This is a genomic window from Roseovarius sp. YIN77, from assembly GCF_057219155.1.
Genome location: NZ_JBXVVI010000009.1, coordinates 1 through 23,104, shown reverse-complemented (window position 1 = coordinate 23,104; position 23,104 = coordinate 1). Strand labels below are relative to the sequence as shown.

Genomic DNA, 23,104 nt, shown 5'->3' with positions numbered 1-23,104 from the left:
ACTTTATTGCGCGGATCATGGCGTCTGCGCAGCAAATGGCAAGTGTAATTTGCCGCAGCGCAGAAAGCGCAGAAATCACACCGCGCGCGGGCTTAAGCCAAAATTGTAACCGACAGAAAATTCTGGGGCAAACCAGTCGCAGTTGGAGACCACGATGAACACGCAACTTCTGACCCTGTCCTTCGGCATTGGCGGATTGCTATTGGCCACACATCACGCCTTTGCCACGCCCGCACCCAACTGTGCGCCACATGAGACGGTGGTCGAGATGTTGCAAACACGGTACGGCGAAGCTCGGCAAGCCGTAGCGCTAGACAGCCGCAATCAGGTGATCGAAATCTTTGCCGACCCGACCACGGGCAGCTGGACCATCACCACCACCCGGCCCGACGGGATCACCTGCCTGATCGCCGCGGGGGAGGCTTATATGGCGATCGCCCCCGCCCCGATCGCTGACCCCGACGCCTGATCAGATCAGCGCATCCCAGATCAGTTTGGTCCCGGTCACGACCAGAAACAGATAGGTCAGGCCGAAAAACAGCCGTTCCGGCACCATGTGGTGGAATTTTACCCCCATCCAGATGCCCAGAACCGCCACCGGTGCCAGATAGAGATTGGCCAGAAAGCTTTGGGCCGAAAAAATCCCCAGCACCGCATAGGGGATGAACTTCATCGCGTTAACCGCCCAGAAGATCAGAACGGTTGAGGCCTGATAGGTGCCTTTGTCCAGACCCCGCGACAACAGATAGACCGCCGCCGGTGGCCCGCCCGCGTGGCTGACAAAGCTGGTGAACCCGACAGCCACACCGGCCAGCCGCCCGGCCCAGCGCGGCAATACCCGCGCCACCGGGGTGATTGATCCACGCGCGAATTGATAAGCGACAAAGCCCAACGCAATGATCCCGATCAGCAGGCGGAACAGGTCAGCATCGGTATAGCGATAGATCACCGAGGCCAGCAAAACACCGGGGATCGCCCACAGAATGACGGTCCACGATGCCTCTGTATCCCACTTCTTCCAATAGGGTCTGAGCGCCGTCACATCCATTAGCATGAGCAGCGGCAGCATCAGCCCGATCGCATCACCGGGTTCCAGAATCAGGGCCAGAAACGGGGTCGAGGCAAAGGCCGCACCCGATCCAAACCCACCCTTGGATATGCCTGCAAAGATCACTGCAGGGATCGCAAACAGAAAAAATGTCGTATCCAGAACCACGCAGCTGCCCCGTAAAACAATGCCTTATCCGCCTGCATAGAGGCCCACAGAGTGCAGTCAAGCGCCCAATATCGGGATTGCCGCAGCGCAGCGGGCTTGCGAAATATGTCGGGAATGGCTACCCAACAGGCGTCTTTACTCTCTGATCAAGGATCAAACTTATGGCCAGACCCAAAATCGCGCTTATCGGTTCAGGGCAGATTGGCGGCACGCTCGCCCATCTTGCTGCAATGAAGGAACTGGGCGATGTCGTGCTTTTCGACATCGCGGATGGTGTTCCCCAAGGCAAGGCGCTGGACCTTGCGGAATCCGGCCCGGTAGAGGGCTATGACGCCGCCCTGTCTGGCACCACCGACTATGCCGATATTGCTGGGGCCGACGTTTGCATCGTCACTGCCGGTGTGCCGCGCAAGCCGGGGATGAGCCGCGATGACCTGTTGGGCATCAACCTGAAAGTCATGAAATCCGTGGGCGAAGGCATCGCCCAACACGCGCCCAACGCCTTTGTCATCTGCATCACCAATCCGCTGGATGCGATGGTCTGGGCGCTGCGCGAATATTCCGGCCTGCCCCACGCGAAAGTCTGCGGCATGGCCGGTGTGCTGGATAGCGCCCGGTTCCGCCACTTCCTGAGCCTGGAATTTGATGTCTCGATGAAAGATGTCACCGCCTTTGTTCTGGGCGGCCATGGCGACACGATGGTTCCGCTGACCCGCTATTCCACCGTTGGCGGCATCCCGCTGCCTGATCTGGTCCAAATGGGCTGGACCACACAGGAAAAGCTGGACGCCATCGTGCAGCGCACCCGTGATGGCGGGGCCGAGATTGTGAAACTGCTGGGCACCGGATCGGCCTATTACGCGCCGGCAACCTCTGCCATTCAAATGGCCGAGTCGTATCTGAAGGATCAAAAACGCGTCCTGCCCTGTGCAGCACATGTGGACGGGGCCTATGGGCTCGACGGGTTCTATGTGGGCGTGCCCACAGTGATCGGCGCGGGCGGCATTGAGAGGATCATCGAAATCTCGCTGGATGGCGAAGAACAGACCATGTTCGACAAATCCGTCGACGCTGTCAAAGGCCTGGTTGCGGCTTGTAAAGAGATTGACGGAAAACTCGGCAACTAACACGACCGCTAACGGTCCGGCCTATATGGCCGGGCCATAATCAGGTATATCCGATGGCTGTTTCACCCACATCCGGCATCAAAATTTTGGGAGAGCGAAGCACCGGGACCAATTTCCTTCGTGCGTTTCTTAGTCAAAATTTTGATGTGGTGCTTCATCGGAGCAGTCCAGGCATTGATAAAGCGCAAAAATCTGTGTTGCCTGGAGTTAGCTTTGGCAGATGGGTAAGCCGCCGCGCTGCAAAAGAAGCTTTGCAGGATGACAATCACGACTTAAGTCTCAAAACATGCGGAGGTTGGAAGCATGCCGCAGCAACTGAACAATTCATTTCTGAGTTTGCTCGACCGTCTGAAAGTCTGATTGTTTGTCTGGTTCGCCACCCTGTAACTTGGTCGCGCTCCATGCACCTTAATCCATTCCATGGATTTGCTCATGTTCCACGCAACTACTCAACATTCATAAAAGCGCCGTGGATATGCACAGGGCGCGATAGCCTTATCCCCAGATATCGCCAAGATGCACTTACAATGTATCGTGACAAAGTCGAAACCTACAAGGTGCTCTGTGACAGACATGCCAATACGGTAGTTCTTAGATATGAAGATGTATTAAGAGACCCTTATGGCTCTGCGCAAAAACTGAACTTGACACAGCTACAGAAACTACCTGAACTCATTCTACCTAAAAAGAGCGCCCGCTCTTTCGGGAAAGCACAACTTGATCTGGATGGATACCAAGAAAAAGCCCGCTCCTCCGGATATGGAAACCTGCCTGATGGAGACCTGTTGCATTTTAAGCAAGTGCTGCAGGGTAGTTATCTAAACGAACTTTACCCATTCGACGAAACCAGACCTGCGAATCTCTAAAGCAATATGGATTATGGCAGAAACATTTGTGATCACAGCCATAACTCGTGTGATCACAAAATCAAATAAATCCACCAAATTCCCTCACAATCACGAAAAAACCCTTTTCCCACGCGCCTGCATTGGTCTTTACTGATCCAGAATTGCAGCAAGATGGGACAGTTTCATGAACATTCATGAATATCAGGCGAAGGCTTTGCTTCGCAGCTATGGCGCCCCGGTATCTGATGGGCGCGCAGTTTTGCGGGCCGAGGATGCCAAAACGGCCGCCGGTGAAATGGACGGCCCCCTTTGGGTAGTCAAGGCGCAGATCCACGCAGGTGGCCGCGGCAAGGGCAAATTCAAGGAGGCCGATGCAGGCGAGGCTGGCGGCGTTCGTCTGGCCAAATCGGTGGAAGAGGCCGAGCAAGAGGCCAAGCGCATGCTGGGCCGCACGCTGGTCACCAATCAAACCGGCCCGGCTGGCAAGCAAGTCAACCGCATCTATATTGAGGACGGATCGGGCATCGAGACAGAGATGTATCTGGCCCTTCTGGTCGATCGGCAATCCAGCCGCGTCAGCTTTGTCGCCTCGACAGAGGGCGGCATGGACATTGAAGAGGTCGCAGAACAGACCCCGGAAAAAATCCTGTCCTTCAGCGTTGATCCGGCGACCGGGTATCAGCCCTATCACGGGCGTCGCATCGCCTTTGCCCTGAACCTGAAAGGTCCGCAGGTCAAACAATGCGTGGCGTTGATGGGCACGCTCTATAAGCTTTTCCTGGAAAAAGACATGGAGATGCTGGAAATCAACCCGCTGATCGTCACCGACAAGGGCGATCTGAAATGTCTGGACGCCAAGATGGGCTTTGACGGCAACGCCGTCTATCGCCACGCCGATATCGCCGCCCTGCGTGACGAGACGGAAGAGGACCCAAAAGAACTCGCCGCCTCGAAATACGACCTGAACTATATCGCGCTGGATGGCGAGATTGGCTGCATGGTCAATGGCGCGGGTCTGGCCATGGCGACGATGGATATCATCAAGCTCTACGGCTCTGAACCGGCCAACTTCCTTGACGTCGGCGGTGGCGCGACCAAAGAGAAAGTGACAGAGGCGTTCAAAATCATCACCTCTGACCCCAATGTCAAAGGCATCCTGGTCAACATTTTCGGCGGCATCATGCGCTGTGATGTGATTGCAGAGGGCGTTGTGGCCGCGGTCACAGAGGTCGGCCTGCAAGTCCCCCTCGTCGTGCGGCTCGAAGGCACCAATGTCGAGAAAGGCAAAGAGATCATCAACAGCTCTGGCCTGAACGTCATTGCGGCGGATGACCTGAAGGATGGTGCCGAGAAGATCGTGAAGGCGGTTAAGGGGTGAAGAGCTTCCTTTTATCCATCGCTTTGATAGCATTCGCCTCATCGGCGAATGCTCTATCACTGGACAGACGTGCGGCAGAAATTTTTGAGAACGGATGTCTGTCAGATGTCGTACTGTCTTTAAGCAATGGATCAAGTGTTGGAGAAGGCGCGGGAGCGGTCCATCAGATTGGATCCGTGTTTCTTCGCTACGACAACCGGGGAATGAGCGAAAACCTACATGGAACGCCGCGATACACAATCAGTGAAGATGGAAAGACCGGTCGATTGACATGTTATGTTACGTCAAAAGACCTGCAAGCGCGTCGGATGCAGCGACATTTTGATCGCCTCAGCAGGGTAGCAGCAGACGGGGTGACTATGCCACCCATCCAGCCTGCTGTCTTTGACGACGCACCAGAGAAACCCATCAAGGGTAGCCGCCGACTATTTGTTTCCGCTGGACGCGAATTACTTTTGGAAATCTTCGAGTACGAGAGTGATAGCGGTCCGGTTGGAGCATTCTTCATATCTCTTGAACACCGGATTGGTAATTAAACGAATTGCCTCTTTATGAGGCCTGAACACAGGAGAACGCCCAAATGGCAGTCCTCATAGACGAAAATACCAAGGTTATCTGTCAGGGCTTTACCGGCTCTCAGGGGACCTTTCACTCTGAACAGGCCATTGCCTATGGCACGAAAATGGTGGGCGGTGTGACGCCCGGCAAGGGGGGCATGACCCATCTTGACCTGCCGGTTTTCAACTCTGTCCACGAGGCCAAGCATGTGACCCAGGCCAACGCCACCGTCATCTACGTGCCGCCGCCCTTTGCCGCGGACAGTATCCTCGAGGCCATTGATGCCGAGATGGAAGTGATCATCGCAATTACTGAGGGCATCCCGGTTCTGGACATGATGCGGGTAAAACGCGCGCTGGAAGGATCGAAAAGCCGCCTTGTCGGCCCGAACTGCCCCGGTGTCATCACGCCCGACGCCTGCAAGATCGGCATCATGCCCGGCCATATCCATAAACGCGGGTCCTGCGGGGTGCTGTCACGCTCTGGCACGCTGACCTATGAGGCCGTGAAGCAAACCACCGATCTGGGTCTGGGCCAGTCCACCGCTGTCGGCATCGGCGGCGACCCGATCAAGGGGACCGAGCATATCGACGTGCTGGAATGGTTCCTGGCCGATGATGAAACGCAATCGATCATCATGATTGGCGAGATTGGTGGATCGGCCGAAGAAGAAGCCGCAGAGTTTCTGGCGTCCGAGAAGAAAAAAGGCCGCTGGAAACCCACCGCAGGCTTTATCGCCGGGCGCACCGCGCCGCCCGGCCGCCGCATGGGCCACGCCGGCGCGATTGTGGCCGGCGGCAAAGGCGGCGCCGAGGACAAGATCGAGGCCATGCGCGCCGCGGGTATCATCGTCGCCGACAGCCCTGCCCAGTTAGGCGAAGCCGTGATGGAGGCGATTGGGTGATCCCAGCCGCGACATATGTAGGCCGGGGTTCAGCCCGGCTTGCAACACGGCAAACGTGCCGGGGTGAACCCCGGCCTACCTGCCTTCCCGAACAAAGTTCCTCCCCCCTTTTTCAAGTGCCGAATTATTGCTCTTCCCTCCGGTCCCAATCCTCATGAGGTAATCCCATGACCGAACAATCCCCCAATACCCAATTCCACGCCTCCTCCTTCATGCAAGGCCACAACGCGGAATATCTGGAACAGCTTTATGCGCGCTATGCCAATGATCCGAATGCGGTGGATGAGGCCTGGCAGGCGTTTTTCCGGCAGATGGGCGATGATGAGCTGTCCGTGAAGCGAGAGGCCGAGGGTCCATCCTGGGCGCGCGCCGATTGGCCCCCTACCCCCAATGACGATCTGACCGCCGCGCTAGATGGTCAATGGGCACCAGAAGAAACCAAGGCCGCTGGCGACAAGATCAAGGCCAAGGCTGCCGAAAAGGGTGTTGCGGTATCCGACGATGCGATCAAACGCGCGGTGCTGGATTCTGTGCGCGCCCTGATGATCATCCGCGCCTATCGCATCCGGGGCCATCTGGCCGCTGATCTGGATCCGCTGGGCATGCGGGATCAGAAGGCCCGGCCAGAGCTTGATCCGGCCTCTTACGGGTTTGATGCTGCTGACATGGACCGGCCGATTTTCCTGGACAATGTTCTGGGCATGCAGGTCGCCACGATGCGCCAGATCATCGACATTGTGCGCCGCACATATTGCGGCACCTTTGCCCTGCAATACATGCATATCTCCGACCCGGAAGAGGCCAACTGGCTGAAAGAACGGATTGAGGGTTTTGGCAAAGAGGTTGCCTTTAGCCGCGAAGGGCGCAAGGCGATCCTGAACAAGATGGTCGAGGCCGAAGGGTTTGAGAAATTCCTGCATGTCAAATACATGGGCACCAAGCGGTTTGGTCTGGATGGCGGCGAAAGCCTGATCCCGGCGATGGAACAGATCATCAAGCGCGGCGGCGCGCTGGGGGTCAAGGACATCATCATCGGCATGCCCCACCGCGGGCGATTGTCGGTGCTGGCCAATGTGATGCAGAAACCTTACCGCGCGATTTTCAACGAGTTTCAGGGCGGCAGTTTCAAGCCCGAGGATGTCGATGGATCGGGCGACGTGAAATACCACCTTGGCGCCTCATCCGATCGCGAATTTGACGGCAATAACGTTCATATCTCGCTCACCGCAAACCCCAGCCACCTAGAGGCCGTGAACCCCGTGGTTCTGGGCAAGGCGCGGGCCAAGCAGGATCACGTGCACGGCGAAAGTCGCATTGCCGTACTGCCGATCTTGTTGCACGGTGATGCGGCCTTTGCCGGTCAGGGTGTAGTGGCCGAATGTTTCGCACTGTCAGGTCTGATCGGGCACAAGACCGGCGGCACCATGCATATTGTCGTGAACAACCAGATCGGGTTCACCACGGCACCGCATTTCAGCCGGTCCTCCCCCTACCCAACCGACATCGCCCTGATGGTTGAGGCGCCGATTTTCCACGTCAATGGGGATGACCCAGAGGCCGTGGTGCACGCCGCCAAGGTCGCGACTGAGTTCCGCCAGAAGTTCAAGAAAGACGTGGTTCTGGACATTATTTGTTATCGCCGCTTTGGCCATAACGAGGGTGACGAACCGATGTTCACCAACCCGTTGATGTATAAAAAGATCAAGGGCCATAAAACCACGCTCAGCCTATACACCCAACGGCTGGTCAAGGACGGCCTGATCCCCGAGGGCGAGATCGAGGATATGAAAGCCGCGTTTCAGGCCCATCTGAACGAGGAGTTTGAGGTCGGCAAACACTATAAACCCAACAAGGCCGACTGGCTGGATGGGCGTTGGTCGCATCTGGATATCAAGGATGAGGATTACCAGCGCGGCAAAACCGGCATCACCAAAAAGATGTTCAAGGAAATCGCCGAGGCCCTGACCCGGGTGCCTGAAAACTATCCTTTGCACAAAACCGTAGCGCGGATGCTGGGCACAAAGGCGGGCGCCCTGAAAGCGGGCGAAGGCATCGACTGGGCGACGGGCGAGGCGTTGGCCTTTGGCTCACTTCTGTTAGATGGCTTCCCCGTCCGTCTGTCTGGCCAGGATGCCACCCGTGGCACATTTAGCCATCGCCATTCAGGTCTGGTCAATCAGGACACCGAGGAGCGTTACTACCCCCTAAACAACATTCGTCCGGGCCAGCGTCATTACGAAGTCATCGATTCCGCCCTGTCGGAATACGCGGTTTTGGGCTTTGAATACGGCTATTCGCTGGCCGAACCCAATGCGCTGACATTATGGGAGGCCCAGTTTGGCGATTTCGCCAATGGCGCGCAGATCATGTTCGACCAGTTCATCAGTTCAGGAGAGGCAAAATGGCTGCGCATGTCTGGCCTGACGGTTCTGTTGCCCCACGGGTTCGAAGGACAAGGGCCAGAACACTCATCAGCCCGCCTGGAACGGTTCCTGCAAATGTGCGGCGGCGACAATTGGATCGTTGCAAACTGCACAACGCCGGCCAATTATTTCCACATCCTGCGCCGTCAAATGCACCGCACCTTCCGCAAGCCGCTGATCCTGATGACGCCGAAATCGCTCTTGCGACACAAGCTGGCGATCTCTGATATCGACGATTTCACCGGCCAGTCTTCCTTCCACCGCATCCTGTGGGATGATGCCCAAAAGGGCCATTCCGACACCAAGCTGGTGGCCGACAGCAAGATCAAGCGCGTGGTGATGTGTTCGGGCAAGGTCTATTTCGACCTTCTGGAAGAACGCGACAAGCGTGGCATCGACGATGTCTATCTGATGCGGGTGGAACAGTTCTATCCGCTGCCCGCAATGAGCCTGGTCACCGAACTGGGCCGGTTCAAAAACGCCGATGTCGTCTGGTGCCAGGAAGAACCCAAGAACCAGGGCGCCTGGTTCTTTATGGAACCCAATATCGAATGGGTGCTGTCGCGCCTGAAAAACAAGGCCAAGCGCCCATCCTATGCCGGTCGTGCGGCTTCGGCCTCTCCGGCCACCGGGCTCGCGAGTCAGCACAAAGTACAACAAGAAGCGCTCGTAAATGACGCGCTGACCATCAAGGGGAATTAATCAATGTCTGTCGAAGTTCGTGTACCCACCCTGGGCGAAAGCGTCACCGAAGCGACCGTCGCCACATGGTTCAAGAAACCCGGCGATGCCGTCGCCGTCGACGAAATGCTGTGCGAGTTGGAAACCGACAAGGTCACGGTGGAGGTCCCATCCCCCGCCGCCGGCACATTGGGGGAAATCGTTGCAAAAGAGGGCGAAACCGTCGGTGTTGATGCGCTGTTGGCGACATTGACCGAGGGCGCAGGCGCTGCACCGGCCGCCCCGGCCGCCAAGGCCGCAGCCCCCGCAACCCCAGCAGGCGGTGGCAGTTCGGTTGACGTCATGGTCCCGGCCCTGGGCGAGAGTGTCAGCGAGGCGACTGTCGCCTCTTGGTTCAAGAAGGTGGGTGACACAGTCGCGCAGGACGAAATGCTGTGCGAGCTGGAAACCGATAAGGTTTCGGTCGAGGTTCCGGCCCCGGCCGCGGGCACCATCACCGAAATTCTGGCCGCAGAAGGTGCCACAGTTGCGGCGGGCGGCAAGCTTGCCGTGATGTCGGCAGGCGCAGGTGCCGCCGCCCCTACCCCGGCAACCCAGGCCCCTGCTGCACCCGCCAGTTCGGGTGATGTGCAAAACGCCCCGTCGGCGGAAAAGATCATGGCCGAAAAAGGTGTCGATCCCGCCACGGTGCAGGGCACCGGCAAGGATGGCCGGATTATGAAAGAGGACGCACTGGCGGCCTCTGCCGCCCCAGCAGCAGCCGCACCCGCACCGGTTGCGGCACCCGCGGCCCCGGCGCCCACCGCCACACCACGCGCACCGGTCACAGCCGATGATGCCAGCCGCGAGGAACGGGTGAAAATGACGAGGCTCAGGCAGACCATCGCCCGGCGCCTGAAAGACAGCCAGAACACCGCCGCCATGCTGACCACCTATAACGAAGTCGACATGGGCGAGGTGATGGCGCTCCGCAACGAATACAAAGACCTGTTTTTGAAAAAACACGGCGTCAAGCTGGGCTTTATGTCCTTCTTCACCAAGGCCTGCTGCCACGCCCTGCGCGAGGTGCCAGAGGTCAACGCCGAAATCGACGGCACTGACATCGTTTATAAAAACTTCGTCCACATGGGCATCGCCGCAGGCACGCCCACGGGGCTGGTGGTGCCGGTGATCCGCGATGCCGACGCGATGTCTTTCGCCGCGATAGAAAAGGCGATTGCTGAAAAAGGTGCCCGCGCCCGTGACGGCAAACTGTCGATGGAAGAAATGCAGTGCGGCACCTTTACCATCTCTAACGGTGGGGTGTACGGATCACTGATGTCCTCGCCGATCCTGAACCCACCGCAATCCGGTATTCTGGGCATGCACAAAATCCAGGACCGCCCGATGGCGATCAACGGGCAAGTGGTGATCCGCCCGATGATGTATCTGGCGCTGAGCTATGACCACCGGATTGTGGACGGTAAAGGCGCGGTGACCTTCCTTGTACGCGTCAAAGAGGCGCTGGAAGATCCCAGAAGGTTGTTGATGGATTTGTAAGCGTTAGATGTTCCTCCGCTTCAAGCACCGCCAGACTCAGGAATTTATCATGTTCAACATGAACAAGGTGGTCTGGGTCGAAAAAGGCAACGCCAAACCGGGCGAACTGCCTTGGTGCCTGCTGGTGCATGAACCCGTGGTCGTCGATCAAAATGGCGAGGAAACCCTGACTGTAACAGAGATCAGCACCGATTTTGATGAAATGTCGATGCTCTTGTCAGGGCGCTGGGAACGTGATCCTCTGTAACAGAACAGGGAACACGCTAACGCCAGTTAGAAGGAGGCAACAATGTCCAGTGAACTTTCCATTCTCGCACTTTTTGGCATCATCGTCCTTTTGCTCGGCCTCGTGCAGGTTTTTGCCGCTGTTGCCCAACACGGGCTGATGGCATTGGCCGGGCCGCGTGACGACCTGCCGAAAATCACCGGCGTGCCGGGGCGGCTTTTGCGCTGCAACAACAACTCGTTCGTGGCGCTGGCGACCTTTGCGCCCGCCGTGCTGATCCTTAGCGTCATGGACGGGTTCACCGCCGCCACCCTGCTGGCCTGTCAGGGGTTTTTGATCATGCGTGTGGTCTATATCCCGCTTTATGCCATGGGTGTCCCGCTGCTGCGCACCTTGGTCTTCGCCGTGGCGACATTTGCCAATCTTTACCTTTACGCGCTGGCGCTCTAACGTCCTTATGCCAGAAATACCTCGGGGGAGCGCCGCCTGCGGCGCGGGGGCAGCGCCCCTTCCCCCCACCGACGCAATACCGCCGCAATACCGACGTGGCACAGACAGTGATTTTTTGACAGGAGACACCCATGGCCCAGTATGATGTAATTGTAATTGGTGGGGGACCGGGCGGTTATGTCTGCGCCATTCGCTGCGCCCAGCTGGGCCTGAAAACCGCCTGCGTCGAGGGCCGCGAAACCCTGGGCGGCACCTGCCTGAACGTGGGTTGCATCCCGTCCAAGGCACTGCTCCATGCCAGCCATTCGTTGCACGAGGCCGAACATAACTTTTCCAAGATGGGCCTGAACGTGGGCACCCCCAAGGTCGATTGGAAAGCGATGATCGGCTACAAGGAAGATGTCATCGGCCAAAACACCAAGGGCATCGAATTTCTGTTTAAAAAGAACAAGATCGACTGGCTGAAAGGCTGGGGATCGATCCCAGAGGCGGGCAAGGTCAAGGTGGGTGACGAGGTCCATGAGGCCAAGAACATCGTGATTGCATCCGGCTCTGAAGCGTCAAATGTTCCGGGTGCCGACTGTACGATTGATGAGAAGATCGTCGTCACATCCACCGGCGCGCTGGAACTGCGGAAAATCCCGAAATCCATGGTGGTGATCGGCGCAGGCGTGATTGGTCTGGAAATGGGGTCGGTTTACGCCCGTCTGGGGACAGAAGTGACCGTGGTCGAATATCTGGAACAGGTCACTCCCGGCATGGATGGCGAGATTGCCAAAACCTTCCAAAGAACACTGAAAAAACAGGGGCTTAAATTCATCATGGGTGCCGCCGTCAAATCGGTGGAAACCCTGAAGACCAAGGCCAAGGTCACCTATGACACCAAGAAAAAGGGCACCCAGACCATCGACGCCGATGTGGTTCTGGTCGCCACCGGGCGCAAACCTTTCACTGATGGTTTGGGGCTGGAGGCCTTGGGTGTAGAGATGCACCCCCGCGGCCAGATCAAGACGGATGCGCACTGGTCAACGAATGTTAAAGGCGTTTATGCCATCGGTGATGCCATCGACGGCCCGATGCTGGCCCATAAGGCAGAGGATGAGGGCATGGCCGTCGCCGATGTGATTGCCGGAAATCATGGCCATGTGAATTACGACGTCATCCCCGGCGTCGTCTACACCACGCCCGAAGTCGCCGCCGTCGGTAAGACCGAAGAACAGCTGAAAGAGGCTGGTATTGCCTACAAGGCTGGCAAGTTTTCCTTCATGGGTAATGGCCGGGCCAAGGCTGTGTTTCAGGGCGACGGGTTTGTCAAACTGCTGGTTGATGCGGAAACCGATCGCATTCTGGGCTGCCACATCATGGGCCCCGCGGCCGGGGACATGATCCACGAAATTTGCGTGGCCATGGAATTTGGCGCCTCTGCCCAAGACATCGCGCTCACCTGCCACGCCCACCCGACCTATTCAGAGGCCGTACGCGAGGCAGCCTTGGCTTGCGGGGATGGGGCAATACACGCATAAATTGCTTTAACTCGACACAATTCTGCCACGCCCGGTCGCTACGCAAAGCCACCGGGCGTTATTATTTTTGCCACAAATGCAATCAAAGGCAGACCATATGCGAGTTTTATTATTCTTACTGACAGCAGCCATTTTTCTAACAGCCGGGGTGCATGATGTGCAGGCCAAGCGCGGAATTGGCGGCGGTGCTATTAAAGAAGAACTGGTTTTCGTCGCAGAGACACAGATTCCAAACCAAAATGGAAACGGAATGCTGTCCTTGTGCCATTTGATCAAAACAACCAGCGCATTGTTCATACCGATTTACCACGGTTCCGAAGGATATGGGCTTGCTGAAAATCGTTGTAACACAGAGCAATACTACCCTTTTGACCGCGACAAATTTCTGGCAGCGCAAAGTCTGGGCCTGATAGCTGACGACGTCGCTTCTGAACCACAACTTAGTAAGGCCCAGGCTCTCACCGGAAAATTTTGGTTGGCAGCGGCGATAAGTGTCGTTGGCCTGATCATATTCGGCGCGATCCGATCACGCCGCAGACGCCTGAATCGTTACGCCGAAATGGGCAACGCTTCACCGCTTGCACTGAAAGTTCTTGATGCAATGTGCCACGCCGCCATCTCTGATGGACGGGCTGATCGCAACGAAGTCGCGGCAATCTCTATCGCCAGTGAAAAACTGACCGGACAAGCATTCACACCAGACAAAATCATGCGCCTTATCGGACAGGCAGAGACAAAACTGACAGACAGTGCCTACAGAAAGTTCGGCAATGGATTGAGCGCCAGAGACAAACGCATCGTCATGCGCGGTGTCCTGATGGTCGTCGCGGCAGACGGACAGTTTGCAGGAAAGGAGCAAGCCTTTGTCGGGAAATTGGCAAAGGGGCTGAAAATCTCTGGAAATGAGATCAAGTCGATGCTCGCAGAGCTGGCGCAGTCCCCTACCCCGCCAGCAGGCGCAGCCCCTGCGTGACATCGCCGCGTATAGCCAGCTTCAGGCCCGGCTCGTCGCCGGCCTGAAGTGAACTGATGATCAGGCGGTGATGGCGTGGCAATTCGGTGCTCAGCATCCGGCCGTAAAGGTCACGCATGGTCGGCCCCAGTTGCAGCCACACAGTTTCCACCATCGCCAGCATCGCCGGCGACTGTGCCCGCAGATAGAGCGTGCGGTGAAATTCCAGATTGCTGCGGATGTAGCCGACGCCATCCTTCTTGACGATCGTCTCGGCGATCTGGCTGTTGATCCGGCTAAGGCGATCGATTAGCGCCGAATGGACGCGAGGCAAGGATCGCGCTGCCAGTTCCGGTTCGATCAGGGCTCGGATCGAGGCCAGCTCCTCCAACCGTTCACTGCTGAGGGCCGGGGTGGTCAGGCGCCCGGATTTGCTGAGCGTCAGCGCCCCCTCGGCCACCAGCCTGCGCGTGGCTTCACGCACCGGGGTCATTGACATGCCATAAGTTTCGGCCAGCCCGCGCAGGGTCAGCGCCATGCCCGGGGCGAGTTCGCCATGCATGATCTGCCCACGCAGACTGCGATAAATCTGGTCATGCGCGGCGGTGATCTGTTCTGTTGGTCGGGGTGTTCCCAGCATGGTGAAATGTGATCACAAAACCAAAGGGCGCGTCAATCGAATTTGAACCGATGAAGGCTTGCGCCGTTGGTACGCAACCACTGCCGAGACGTCTGATACCCCGGGTGGATCTGCGCAACCAGCGCCCAGAAATCAGGCGAATGATCCATATGGACCAGATGTGCCACCTCATGCGCGGCCACATAGGTTAGAACCTCTGGCGGGGCCATGATCAGACGCCACGAATACATCAGGTTGCCTTGAGAGGTGCATGACCCCCAGCGTGACCGGGTATCGCGCAGGGTGAGACGCTGATAGGGTTTACCGACTTGCGCGGCATAGTGATCAGAGGCCCAGCGCAGTTTTTCCGCCGCGATCTGTTTGAGATAACTGCGCAGCCGAAGGGCCACGCGATCTTCTGTACCGGGCACCGCAATATGATCCTCTGCCACTGAAAAGCGCCTGTCCTGGGCCTGTATAATACGACGCTGTGCACCCTCATATAAAATGTTTGAGCCCAACCCAATAGATTCAGAACCAGGCGCCGTTGATAAATGCGAACGGATCCAGTCGGCCTTCTCCTCGGCAAAGGCAATGGCATCGCGTTCTGATACGAATGACGGCAGGCTCAATGTCACCCGCCCATCCAGTTGTGAAACCCTCAAAGACAATCGCCGGGCCCGTGCGGATCGGCGAAGCGTCACCGGGATCGGAGGCGAACCTGCCAGTATTGTCGTCATTATCTTTACCCCGATCGCGCGAACGAATGCGCATTCCCTGCTCTGGGTCGCAAAAGCCTTTGACACTTTTGATCCAATATGGCAGTTGGCTGCGACTCCGTACAATGATGTCGATGATTGAAGGAAAAATCCATGCCCAAGGAAGAATGGGGTGTAAAGCGCATTTGCCCCAAAACCGGCAAGAGATTCTATGATCTGAATAAAAACCCGATCGTCAGCCCCTATACGGGCGACGTGATCGAGTTGGACACCGGAAACAAATCCCGGATGATGGTCGCTGACAAGCCCGACGGCAAGACAGAGGAAGATCTGGTGGAAACCGAGGTCGAAGTCGATCTGGAAGTTGATGACGCCGACATTGATCTGGATGATGATCTGCTGGATGACGAAGACGACGATAACGTCTCGCTGGATGACATCGCCGATGTCGCTGGTGACGACGAAGAAAACTAACAAAACCGGCAGTGGCGGGGATTTTTCTCTTGCAGAGCCCCCCGCCAAAGCCTAGATAGCGGCCACGCGAAAGAACGACCGTTCTTCGCCGCAAACGGGGCCTTAGCTCAGCTGGGAGAGCGCTTGCATGGCATGCAAGAGGTCAGGGGTTCGATCCCCCTAGGCTCCACCAAATCCCCGGATCATTTACGGTATATTTTTGAATGGGTTACGCGGTATTCGTTTACCATTCCGATACGTTGTCACCTTTTTGCATGCAGTCCCGGGTCACCTCTGTGTCACTCGTTTTGGTGACAAAACACGCTGAAAACTGCAAAGTGGGCCTTAATAAATACTACGGCGAAAGCCGGGAACGAGCCAGTCATTGCAATTTCTCGCTGCGCGCGCTCGCAGCACCATTTTCGCGACTACGGCGTAAAAATTTTGTTGCCCAGAAACAGGAACTGCAGTCGTTCGTAAGCCTAGGATTTGACGAATTGGTCGATGCTCAAAATCATTTTCACGAAATCCTTTTCATATCCAAAAAGCATGTGATTTGGACTGTTCAATTGAACAAATGAACTTCCCGGAATTTTAGACGCGAGAAGCTTGCCTTCGGACAAGGGAGCCACGGCGTCTCTATCGCTGTGCAAAACCAGAGTCGGTGCAGTGATGATTGGCAAAAGCTTGGTCACGTTCATGTCGTCGAACGTGGCGCGGAACTTTGCGATGTTTTCTGCGGGCCCACAAAGCTTTTGAAATTCATTGAACCACTGCATCTCTTCCTTTGATGCCTCTGGCATGAAAAGAGTTGTCAGGGTTTGTCGGATTGCCGGATTCTCGTTGGCCCAGCAATGGCGAATGAGGTTGACCAGGGCGTCACTTTCTTCGCGATCAGCGTAATTGCCGCGGTGTTTGCGACCTCTGGCATACCCCCCGTTCAAAACCAGATGCGATACCCGGTCGGGCCTGCGATGCGCATAGGCGATGGCGACAGATGCGCCCTGAGACATGCCAAGGATCGCAACCTTTTCATGGCCATACGTATCGACGATCACCTCCATATCATCGACCATCCGTTCGAACGTGATGTCGACATCGGACCATTGCGAAAGACCATTTCCACGTTGATCATATCGGATCACTTGAAATCTCTCTGACAGATGCCTGAGGTAGTCGCCATAGGCCGGGCTTTCCCAGTCCATGTTCAGATGTGACATCCAGCTACCGGCAATCAACAAGGGATAACCTTCGCCCGAAGCGGCGTGTGCAATCGACGTCTCATCCTTTGACGTGCAGAACTTCACAACAGGCATTTGCTCGAAAGGGTTGACCGGCTTGGCCTGTTGTTCATCATCCGAGTTTCTTGCCATCCGCTTCTGCGGTTGAATAGAAACCGACCCAATCAAGCGAAAACCTCTTCGGCCAATGGTTTCAATGTAATTCGGATCGGACGCGTCATCTCCAAGTGCCTTGCGAACTTCAAAAATATTCTCTCGAACCAGATCGGCGCTCACATGCAAGCCCGGCCACACCTCATTCAAGATATCATCTCGTGATAGGACGGCTCCCGCGCCATTGATCAGGCAAGCCAGAACATTAGAAGCTTTGGGGGACAACGAAGAGAGATCATCACCTGATGACAAGCTGCCGTCGTCCAGGTTCAATACCCATTTCTTCATGTCATTTTCCAACGCTCCAACAATTCCAACGATACAACAACGATAGCACAACGGCATTAACTCATTTAATGCGTAAATTGGCCTTGGAACAGAGCGAGAAAAATCATCGTGCAGGAAATTCTGAATGCCCTCGATACCCATCTTGCCAACAGAGTGGCAGGCAACGCCGGCGCCTGGCGGTTAAATTGAGACGAAGACGGGGTTCAATTGTTTCCTTACCGCAAAGGCGGGGGAAACCAGGAGGATACTGATATGACCAACGAAATCGATTCAGCAAATGGCGTGCCCTATCTTGGGGGGTGCATGTGTGGCGCTGTCCGATTTGAGATCCACGCCGAGCCGCACAGCGTCTTGCACTGCCATTGCGACGACTGCCGTCACCACACCGGAGCGCCTGTGTCGACCTACGCGGGTTTTAGCAGCGATCAGGTCCAGTACGTAAGTGGAGAGCGCAAGCTGTTCGAGTCGTCTTCTGGAGTACGCAGAGCCTTTTGTGGAGATTGTGGATCAACATTGACCTGGGAAGGCGACTGGCCAAGGCTTGGCATCCTGGTCGAGGTCCATATCGGTGCTTTTGATGACCCAGAACGTCTCATTCCGTCTAAACACATGATGTATCCCGCACGAATTCCATGGTTCGAAGTGGCCGACCATCTGCCGCGCTATGCGAGCGACCCAGACCCTTCGCTTGAACCTTTAGCGATTGGGCCGGTAACACGCGGTTTGCCTGGCAAGGATTAGGTTCTGCGGTACTGCTCTTGAATTTTCTTTCACCTTGGCTTGTTCGAGACAGGGTGTCAGTGATGACCACTCCAGCGAAAACCGCCGTACCTCTATGGTAGCGGCGCTGCGAATGCGAAGCGTTTCTGCGCGAGCAATAGCCGCGCTGGCAAAAGGCAGCAATGTCCCGCACTTCGGACCTATACGCGCTATGCGGCGAACGTCCGAATTACCCACCCCACCTTCAACTTGCCAGTTCCTCAAACCTCTGAAGGAACCGTGTCTTCGCCTCCTCGGGAGGCCAGCATTCGATGCGTTCAGGCGCCTTACTGCTCCGTCTCCTGCTGATTATTGTCGCTATTCGTTGCCGCCTTTTGATCATTTAAATCCAAAAGAAAGGTGATCGACAATGTTGAGGGGCGAGCTTGGCTGTGAGCCAACCTGTCGATGAGGCCCTGCCAATCCTGGCCCTCGTGGGATTGCTCATCGTCCCCAATCGACCAACTAATCCGTTTGGGTAATCGCACCATCACCGCAGCCATTACTTTGGTATCTTGCATCTGCTCGCCTCCACTCATTTTGGAAACGATAAAATCTGGAAACCAGCGCCACAAAATCCGCCGCAACATTCTGTTCATCAATGTGGCTTTTGAATCCCAATCAGTTCTAAGGCCGAATGACGAGGCAGCTCTGCTGCAGAAGGTTCAAATCCTCGCTCCATCCGGCTCAAATTGGAGGCGGAAGCCGCGACCCTACTGCGCGGCCTGCAAGACGACCAACTCCGCATCGCAATCCGGCAGATCAAGGCGCTCAAGGACGGGTGAGAGTCTTTAACTGCAGACGTTCGCTGCTCGGCGCACTAAGGTCTGCAAAGCGGGACGGAGCGAGCTTTCGCTGCGGCTGTACCAATGGCGGCTATTATCAGATTACGTGCGCTTCTGCCTTCATCCAATCTGCAAATGCCCGCACCTTGCGCCCCATCGCTGATGCCGCCGTGACGATATGGATACCTTGCGAACGTTGCACGCTGCGCTCCGTCAGGCAAACCAGACGACCGGCCTTTTCGTCCGCACTGGTCATACGCGGATCGGCAAGGATGACTGCCTGACCTGAAAGAGCGCTATCAAACATGAATGCTCGGCTTTCATACTGATGAGGGGCCAGGTCCTGCACCAATTCGCTCCCGGCTGCCTCTGCCCAAGCACTCCAATCATCCGGCCAGTTCTTCGCAGAGGCCAACGGAAGACTCAGGATGTCATCGGGTGTAAGCGGCAAGATGCGTCCTTCGACTATTTGTGGTGCGCAAACCGGCCGAAGCTTGTCGCGGAAAACAAGCTCGGCCATCGTGCCTTCCCACGTCCCATCTCCATACCGCACCGCGGCGTCAAACCCATCTTTCACCAAATCGACATAGTCGAACGACAAAATCGGCTGCACGTCGATCTCTGGATATTTCGCGATGAACTTCTCTAGCCGAGGCAATAGCCATCGGTTTCCAAAGAAGGGGGCGACCGAGATTTTCAGCGTCCCTGACAGGCTGTTGCTCAGGGCTGGGGCAACGGCAGCCTCGATCCGATCCAGAGCCTCTCCGACGACCTCAGCCAATAGCCGTCCCTGTTCGGTCAATGTGATCTGCCGTACGCCGCGATGAAACAAAGTCACCTCGAGAAAGTTTTCGAGTGCGCGGATTTGGTGACCCACTGCGGCGGGCGTAACGCACAATTCATCGGCACCATCCTTGATGCTCTGATGCCGCGCAGCAGCCTCAAACGCGCGAAGCTGATTGAGAGATGGTAAACGTCTGGTCATGTCGTGATTACGCCGTAGATTATCTAACTTGTGCCGCAAAGTATGATCGTTTGTGCGAAATAGCCAGCGCCACTTAGTCTGCGTGTAACGATCCATATATTGAAAGAGGACAGTCCAATGGCGATCCCGACCCTGCCACATCAAACAACCGATCTGTTTCTGACAGATGGCGGCACCGAAACTTGGCTGATGTATAAGCGTGACCTTGAGCTAGAAGAGTTCGCGGCTTTCCATCTGCTGCACGATCCAAAAGCTAAAGCTTCCTTACAAGAGTATTACCTTACCTTTGCCGAGGTCGCTGTTCGGTATGGCGCAAGCTTCATCTTCGACAGCCTGACCTACCGCGCCAGCCGCGACTGGGGGCGCCTGCTCGGCTATGATGACGCCCGCTTGGCCGAGATGAACCACGCCTGCTTCGAGCTCTACCGAGAGGCGGCCCGAGCCGCCGGTCTGCCTGTGTCAAAGACGGTGATCAGCGGGTGTATCGGCCCCAAAGGCGACGCCTATCAACTCGATCAGGCGCTGACCGCCGAAAGCGCCGAGGCCTACCACAGTGATCAAATCGCAACCTTCAAGGCCGGAGGCGCCCACATTGTAACTGCCCTGACACTCAACACGACAGTCGAAGCAATCGGGATCGCTCGCGCAGCGAAATCGGCGGGCCTGCCGTCGGCTATTTCGTTCACCTTGGAAAAAAACCGCTGTCTGAAAAGTGGTGAAAGCTTACAGGATGCGATTGAGACCGTGGATGCGCTGACCGGCGGTGCCCCTGCCTACTACATGATCAACTGTGCGCACCCCGTCGATTTCGGCCCGGCGCTGTCGCGTGGCCTTTGGTCCGATCGTATTCGCGGATTGCGCGCGAACGCATCAACCTTGGATCACGGCACGCTCTGCCGGCTTGGGCACCTTGAGGAAGGCAATCCGGACGAACTCGCCGCGCAATACGCAGATATCCGCAGAAACTTTCCGAACATGAACGTGTTTGGCGGATGCTGCGGAACGGACTTCGTTCATGTCGACAAGATCGCGACCGCGCTTCGCGCACCAGTTTGAGCAAATCTCTCAGCGGACATTCGTGTACAATGCAGCATTCAGCAAATTGGGCTCATTCCAGCCCTTCGCCGCCGTGGGTACTAAGGTCCGCTTTCGGTACTTTCGGGAACCGCCTTACCCCTCAGATCTTACAATCCAGAACCCATTCTGGAACGCGCCATCGGTTGCCACCATCTCGGCAATATAGCTCTGCTAGACTTTGGCCACCTGCCCCACCGCCTCCCAATCCAACAATGTCGCCTCGCCCGTTCTTCGACAAATGAGCCAAACCGTCTTCGCCATTGTGATGCGCCCAAGATTGTTAAAAATTCTCAGGAAAACACGCGCAGAATGAGCGCACAATTATCTGCGGATGTACGCAGCTCCCGGCGCCACGGGGTGCCCAAAGGAGTGGGTATGGGCGCGCGGTGGTGTGGACTGCCCGAACACCGCAACAGTGCCATCCCGACCCCGTCCCGTGACCTCGGGATACCCTATACGCTATAGGCCGCATCCAGTACCGCCAGCGCCTCGGCACCGCCACGAACAGCTTGGGTGTAGTGGCCCAGTGTCACGGCCGGGTTAGCGTGGCCAGCGAGCTTGGCCACCAGCCCCACTTCGACACCTTGGGCCTGCAGCGTGCTGACAAAGCTATGGCGCGCTGAATGGTGGGTGACATAGCGCACCCCTGCCCGCTTGAAGGCAGGTCGCCAATATCGCTTGAGGAAGTTGGAATAGAGAATTGGGCCACCGCCGCCCTTGCGCGGCAAGGGCCATTGCCGAGGTACACCGGGACCCGGGAAGACGCGGTAGAGCGTGCTATCAAGGCGCGGGCAAATAAGCCGCCATTCGAGAAGCATAGTGCGCAACGTGGTCGAGATCGGGATCTCGCGCTCACCAGCCTCGGTCTTGGTTTGGTCGGCTGTACTGCCATCGCGTTCCTGCACCCGGCGAATGGTGATGGTGTTGCGATCCAGATCGATGTCGTCCCACAACAGACCCAATTGCTCGGAGACCCGGACACCGGTGAGAAACGGAAAAGCCACGAAGATGCCCCGCTCCTTGTCGGTGCGCGCATGGGCCAAGAGCTTGGCCACCTCGTCTGGCGTGAGGATATCCTTCTTCGGCTTGACCTTTCGCTTGGCGAGGTTGGTGGGCATCGAGCAAACACGAACGCCAAAGTCTTCTTCGGCCAGTGCAAGGATGCCCTTGAGCATCGACATGACGCGGTTGGCCGTATGGGCACCGACTTCCTCTCGGACCTTACTATGCCAGCGGCGCAGTTGCGCAGTGGTGAGCGAGCTTACCTTGAAGTCCCCCAGCATCAGCAACAACTTGGTATCGCGATGCGGTTTCTCGCCAGTCAGGGCATAGTGGACCCGTTCTTGCGGCGTGCCCTGCAGCAAGGGCCCGACGATGATCTTGAGCAAGGGGCGGTAGCCTGCGATGGTTTGGCGCTTCACAGTCCCCTGCTTGACCTCGATCCAATGTTCCACGACCTCGGCAACCGTGGGATTGGTATTGGGGTTAAAATAGCGTTCGCCAGCAAACTGGGCCCTCAAGGCGTCACAGTATTCTTCTGCCAATACCTTGGTCGCAAAGGACAGGCGACGTTTTCGCCCGGTGTCCGGGCAGCGAAAGTTCACAACCCACTTCTTGTCGATGATCCGCTTACCAGCGGCGTTGCGGCGGCGGCGGTTCCATATGCCTATGGTCGGATTAAACTCGCGCATGGTGGGCCTCCTTCAATGAAAAAACTCGAAGAAAAACACAGGCGAAACGACCAAACAATTTTCCGAATACACTGGGAAATTGCGACGCGGTGACACAGGAATGACCAAGGAATATTTGGGCGAGTGATTGCACCGGTCCGAACACATTCCCAGACCCGCGCGAACGGGATTGAGCGGCGCCCCAGCATAAGCCAGGGCATCCGTCTCGTTCATGGTCGACCAACATGAGGTCAGGGGTCGAAGCATTTTCAGCAACCACAAGCCAGAGCGTGATGGGTGTGACATGTGTGATGGGTATCTCGGCGCTTCTCAGAACGAGGCAACCTGGGGCTTTGCGGACCGATCGCGGCGATAAGAGAGTGCCTCGGAACCCATCACGCCCATTGTCTTAGCCCCCTAAAACTGTGCCACTACTTGAGTGTTACAGAAGGAACGAGGGATGGCTCGAAAACGGTATTCGGATGAGGATGCGCTGAAGATATTGCGCGAGATTGATGTGCACCTGCACG

At 56.6% G+C, this 23,104-nt stretch carries 22 protein-coding genes and 1 tRNA gene; 16 read left to right on the top strand and 7 right to left on the bottom strand.

Translation table 11 applies throughout. The features are described from left to right. Positions 1 to 154: 154 nt before the first annotated feature. The gene (locus tag AC2D8P_RS09615) at positions 155 to 469 is read left to right on the top strand and encodes a hypothetical protein (protein WP_484702279.1); all 315 of its coding nucleotides are present in this window, start codon (positions 155 to 157) and stop codon (positions 467 to 469) included. Here AC2D8P_RS09615 and AC2D8P_RS09610 read toward each other — a convergent pair whose 3' ends face one another. Next, entirely contained in the window at positions 470 to 1,216 is a 747-nt protein-coding gene (locus AC2D8P_RS09610; protein ID WP_484702278.1) for a sulfite exporter TauE/SafE family protein, read from the bottom strand. It lies immediately after the preceding gene. A 161-nt stretch (positions 1,217 to 1,377) separates the two neighbouring features. Between AC2D8P_RS09610 and mdh the strand changes: the two genes are divergently transcribed. The 11 genes from mdh to AC2D8P_RS09555 all read left to right on the top strand — a co-directional run bounded on the left by mdh (position 1,378) and on the right by AC2D8P_RS09555 (position 13,846). After that, entirely contained in the window at positions 1,378 to 2,343 is a 966-nt protein-coding gene (gene mdh / locus AC2D8P_RS09605) for a malate dehydrogenase (RefSeq protein WP_484702276.1), read from the top strand. A 53-nt stretch (positions 2,344 to 2,396) separates the two neighbouring features. Beyond that, a complete protein-coding gene (locus tag AC2D8P_RS09600; protein WP_484702275.1) occupies positions 2,397 to 3,209 on the top strand; it encodes a hypothetical protein in 813 nt (270 codons plus the stop codon). Positions 3,210 to 3,375: 166 nt separating this feature from the next. Continuing rightward, the gene (sucC, locus tag AC2D8P_RS09595) at positions 3,376 to 4,569 is read left to right on the top strand and encodes an ADP-forming succinate--CoA ligase subunit beta (protein ID WP_484702274.1); all 1,194 of its coding nucleotides are present in this window, start codon (positions 3,376 to 3,378) and stop codon (positions 4,567 to 4,569) included. Further along, the gene (locus AC2D8P_RS09590) at positions 4,566 to 5,105 is read left to right on the top strand and encodes a hypothetical protein (RefSeq protein WP_484702272.1); all 540 of its coding nucleotides are present in this window, start codon (positions 4,566 to 4,568) and stop codon (positions 5,103 to 5,105) included. Before sucC ends, AC2D8P_RS09590 begins: the two co-directional genes overlap by 4 nt. 44 nt (positions 5,106 to 5,149) lie before the next feature. Further along, positions 5,150 to 6,031, top strand: coding sequence for a succinate--CoA ligase subunit alpha (sucD, locus tag AC2D8P_RS09585; protein ID WP_484702271.1), 882 nt, complete (start codon positions 5,150 to 5,152; stop codon positions 6,029 to 6,031). Between the two features lie 167 nt (positions 6,032 to 6,198). Then, positions 6,199 to 9,156, top strand: a complete 2,958-nt coding sequence (locus AC2D8P_RS09580) for a 2-oxoglutarate dehydrogenase E1 component (protein ID WP_484702270.1) — start codon at positions 6,199 to 6,201, stop codon at positions 9,154 to 9,156. Positions 9,157 to 9,159: 3 nt separating this feature from the next. Then, positions 9,160 to 10,674 (top strand): 2-oxoglutarate dehydrogenase complex dihydrolipoyllysine-residue succinyltransferase, encoded by a 1,515-nt coding sequence (gene odhB / locus AC2D8P_RS09575; RefSeq protein ID WP_484702268.1) that lies wholly within the window; start codon positions 9,160 to 9,162, stop codon positions 10,672 to 10,674. A gap of 49 nt (positions 10,675 to 10,723) precedes the next feature. Beyond that, positions 10,724 to 10,921 (top strand): hypothetical protein, encoded by a 198-nt coding sequence (locus AC2D8P_RS09570; protein ID WP_484702267.1) that lies wholly within the window; start codon positions 10,724 to 10,726, stop codon positions 10,919 to 10,921. Positions 10,922 to 10,963: 42 nt separating this feature from the next. Then, positions 10,964 to 11,350, top strand: coding sequence for an MAPEG family protein (locus AC2D8P_RS09565; RefSeq protein WP_484702265.1), 387 nt, complete (start codon positions 10,964 to 10,966; stop codon positions 11,348 to 11,350). Positions 11,351 to 11,481: 131 nt separating this feature from the next. Beyond that, entirely contained in the window at positions 11,482 to 12,873 is a 1,392-nt protein-coding gene (gene lpdA / locus AC2D8P_RS09560) for a dihydrolipoyl dehydrogenase (protein WP_484702264.1), read from the top strand. A 97-nt stretch (positions 12,874 to 12,970) separates the two neighbouring features. Then, the gene (locus tag AC2D8P_RS09555; protein WP_484702263.1) at positions 12,971 to 13,846 is read left to right on the top strand and encodes a tellurite resistance TerB family protein; all 876 of its coding nucleotides are present in this window, start codon (positions 12,971 to 12,973) and stop codon (positions 13,844 to 13,846) included. Here the strand turns inward: AC2D8P_RS09555 and AC2D8P_RS09550 are convergent. Both AC2D8P_RS09550 and AC2D8P_RS09545 read right to left on the bottom strand, forming a co-directional pair. Beyond that, complete coding sequence (locus tag AC2D8P_RS09550; RefSeq protein WP_484702262.1) at positions 13,815 to 14,465, bottom strand: GntR family transcriptional regulator; 651 nt, start codon at positions 14,463 to 14,465, stop codon at positions 13,815 to 13,817. The genes AC2D8P_RS09555 and AC2D8P_RS09550 overlap by 32 nt on opposite strands. Before the next feature lie 32 nt (positions 14,466 to 14,497). Beyond that, entirely contained in the window at positions 14,498 to 15,184 is a 687-nt protein-coding gene (locus tag AC2D8P_RS09545) for a M48 family metallopeptidase (protein ID WP_484702260.1), read from the bottom strand. 132 nt (positions 15,185 to 15,316) lie between these two features. On the opposite strand from AC2D8P_RS09545, the gene AC2D8P_RS09540 reads away from it, so the two are divergent. Both AC2D8P_RS09540 and AC2D8P_RS09535 read left to right on the top strand, forming a co-directional pair. Then, on the top strand, positions 15,317 to 15,637 hold the full coding sequence (locus tag AC2D8P_RS09540) for a TIGR02300 family protein (protein ID WP_484702259.1): 321 nt from the start codon (positions 15,317 to 15,319) through the stop codon (positions 15,635 to 15,637). A 96-nt stretch (positions 15,638 to 15,733) separates the two neighbouring features. Then, a tRNA-Ala gene (locus tag AC2D8P_RS09535) sits at positions 15,734 to 15,809 on the top strand. 289 nt (positions 15,810 to 16,098) lie between these two features. Here AC2D8P_RS09535 and AC2D8P_RS09530 read toward each other — a convergent pair. After that, the gene (locus AC2D8P_RS09530) at positions 16,099 to 17,298 is read right to left on the bottom strand and encodes an alpha/beta hydrolase (protein WP_484702258.1); all 1,200 of its coding nucleotides are present in this window, start codon (positions 17,296 to 17,298) and stop codon (positions 16,099 to 16,101) included. Between the two features lie 252 nt (positions 17,299 to 17,550). On the opposite strand from AC2D8P_RS09530, the gene AC2D8P_RS09525 reads away from it, so the two are divergent. Next, complete coding sequence (locus AC2D8P_RS09525) at positions 17,551 to 18,039, top strand: GFA family protein (RefSeq protein ID WP_484702257.1); 489 nt, start codon at positions 17,551 to 17,553, stop codon at positions 18,037 to 18,039. A gap of 305 nt (positions 18,040 to 18,344) precedes the next feature. Here the strand turns inward: AC2D8P_RS09525 and AC2D8P_RS09520 are convergent, their stop codons facing one another. Next, positions 18,345 to 18,656 (bottom strand): hypothetical protein, encoded by a 312-nt coding sequence (locus AC2D8P_RS09520; RefSeq protein ID WP_484702256.1) that lies wholly within the window; start codon positions 18,654 to 18,656, stop codon positions 18,345 to 18,347. 283 nt (positions 18,657 to 18,939) lie between these two features. Beyond that, positions 18,940 to 19,827, bottom strand: coding sequence for a LysR substrate-binding domain-containing protein (locus AC2D8P_RS09515; protein ID WP_484702255.1), 888 nt, complete (start codon positions 19,825 to 19,827; stop codon positions 18,940 to 18,942). Positions 19,828 to 19,944: 117 nt separating this feature from the next. On the opposite strand from AC2D8P_RS09515, the gene AC2D8P_RS09510 reads away from it, so the two are divergent. Beyond that, positions 19,945 to 20,883: a homocysteine S-methyltransferase family protein gene (locus AC2D8P_RS09510; RefSeq protein ID WP_484702254.1), complete on the top strand. Its 939-nt coding sequence runs from the start codon at positions 19,945 to 19,947 to the stop codon at positions 20,881 to 20,883. 473 nt (positions 20,884 to 21,356) lie between these two features. On the opposite strand, the gene AC2D8P_RS09505 is transcribed toward AC2D8P_RS09510, so the two are convergent. Then, the gene (locus tag AC2D8P_RS09505; protein WP_484702253.1) at positions 21,357 to 22,508 is read right to left on the bottom strand and encodes a tyrosine-type recombinase/integrase; all 1,152 of its coding nucleotides are present in this window, start codon (positions 22,506 to 22,508) and stop codon (positions 21,357 to 21,359) included. Positions 22,509 to 23,104 lie beyond the last annotated feature (596 nt).

Bases quoted from the DNA above. Each gene is read 5' to 3' on its own strand.
- AC2D8P_RS09615 (WP_484702279.1), top strand. From the start codon at position 155: ATGAACACGCAACTTCTGACCCTGTCCTTCGGCATTGGCGGATTGCTA.
- mdh (WP_484702276.1), top strand. From the start codon at position 1,378: ATGGCCAGACCCAAAATCGCGCTTATCGGTTCAGGGCAGATTGGCGGC.
- AC2D8P_RS09600 (WP_484702275.1), top strand. From the start codon at position 2,397: ATGGCTGTTTCACCCACATCCGGCATCAAAATTTTGGGAGAGCGAAGC.
- sucC (WP_484702274.1), top strand. From the start codon at position 3,376: ATGAACATTCATGAATATCAGGCGAAGGCTTTGCTTCGCAGCTATGGC.
- sucD (WP_484702271.1), top strand. From the start codon at position 5,150: ATGGCAGTCCTCATAGACGAAAATACCAAGGTTATCTGTCAGGGCTTT.
- AC2D8P_RS09580 (WP_484702270.1), top strand. From the start codon at position 6,199: ATGACCGAACAATCCCCCAATACCCAATTCCACGCCTCCTCCTTCATG.
- odhB (WP_484702268.1), top strand. From the start codon at position 9,160: ATGTCTGTCGAAGTTCGTGTACCCACCCTGGGCGAAAGCGTCACCGAA.
- AC2D8P_RS09570 (WP_484702267.1), top strand. From the start codon at position 10,724: ATGTTCAACATGAACAAGGTGGTCTGGGTCGAAAAAGGCAACGCCAAA.
- AC2D8P_RS09565 (WP_484702265.1), top strand. From the start codon at position 10,964: ATGTCCAGTGAACTTTCCATTCTCGCACTTTTTGGCATCATCGTCCTT.
- lpdA (WP_484702264.1), top strand. From the start codon at position 11,482: ATGGCCCAGTATGATGTAATTGTAATTGGTGGGGGACCGGGCGGTTAT.
- AC2D8P_RS09555 (WP_484702263.1), top strand. From the start codon at position 12,971: ATGCGAGTTTTATTATTCTTACTGACAGCAGCCATTTTTCTAACAGCC.
- AC2D8P_RS09550 (WP_484702262.1), bottom strand. From the start codon at position 14,465: ATGCTGGGAACACCCCGACCAACAGAACAGATCACCGCCGCGCATGAC.
- AC2D8P_RS09545 (WP_484702260.1), bottom strand. From the start codon at position 15,184: ATGACGACAATACTGGCAGGTTCGCCTCCGATCCCGGTGACGCTTCGC.
- AC2D8P_RS09540 (WP_484702259.1), top strand. From the start codon at position 15,317: ATGCCCAAGGAAGAATGGGGTGTAAAGCGCATTTGCCCCAAAACCGGC.
- AC2D8P_RS09530 (WP_484702258.1), bottom strand. From the start codon at position 17,298: ATGAAGAAATGGGTATTGAACCTGGACGACGGCAGCTTGTCATCAGGT.
- AC2D8P_RS09525 (WP_484702257.1), top strand. From the start codon at position 17,551: ATGACCAACGAAATCGATTCAGCAAATGGCGTGCCCTATCTTGGGGGG.
- AC2D8P_RS09520 (WP_484702256.1), bottom strand. From the start codon at position 18,656: ATGAACAGAATGTTGCGGCGGATTTTGTGGCGCTGGTTTCCAGATTTT.
- AC2D8P_RS09515 (WP_484702255.1), bottom strand. From the start codon at position 19,827: ATGACCAGACGTTTACCATCTCTCAATCAGCTTCGCGCGTTTGAGGCT.
- AC2D8P_RS09510 (WP_484702254.1), top strand. From the start codon at position 19,945: ATGGCGATCCCGACCCTGCCACATCAAACAACCGATCTGTTTCTGACA.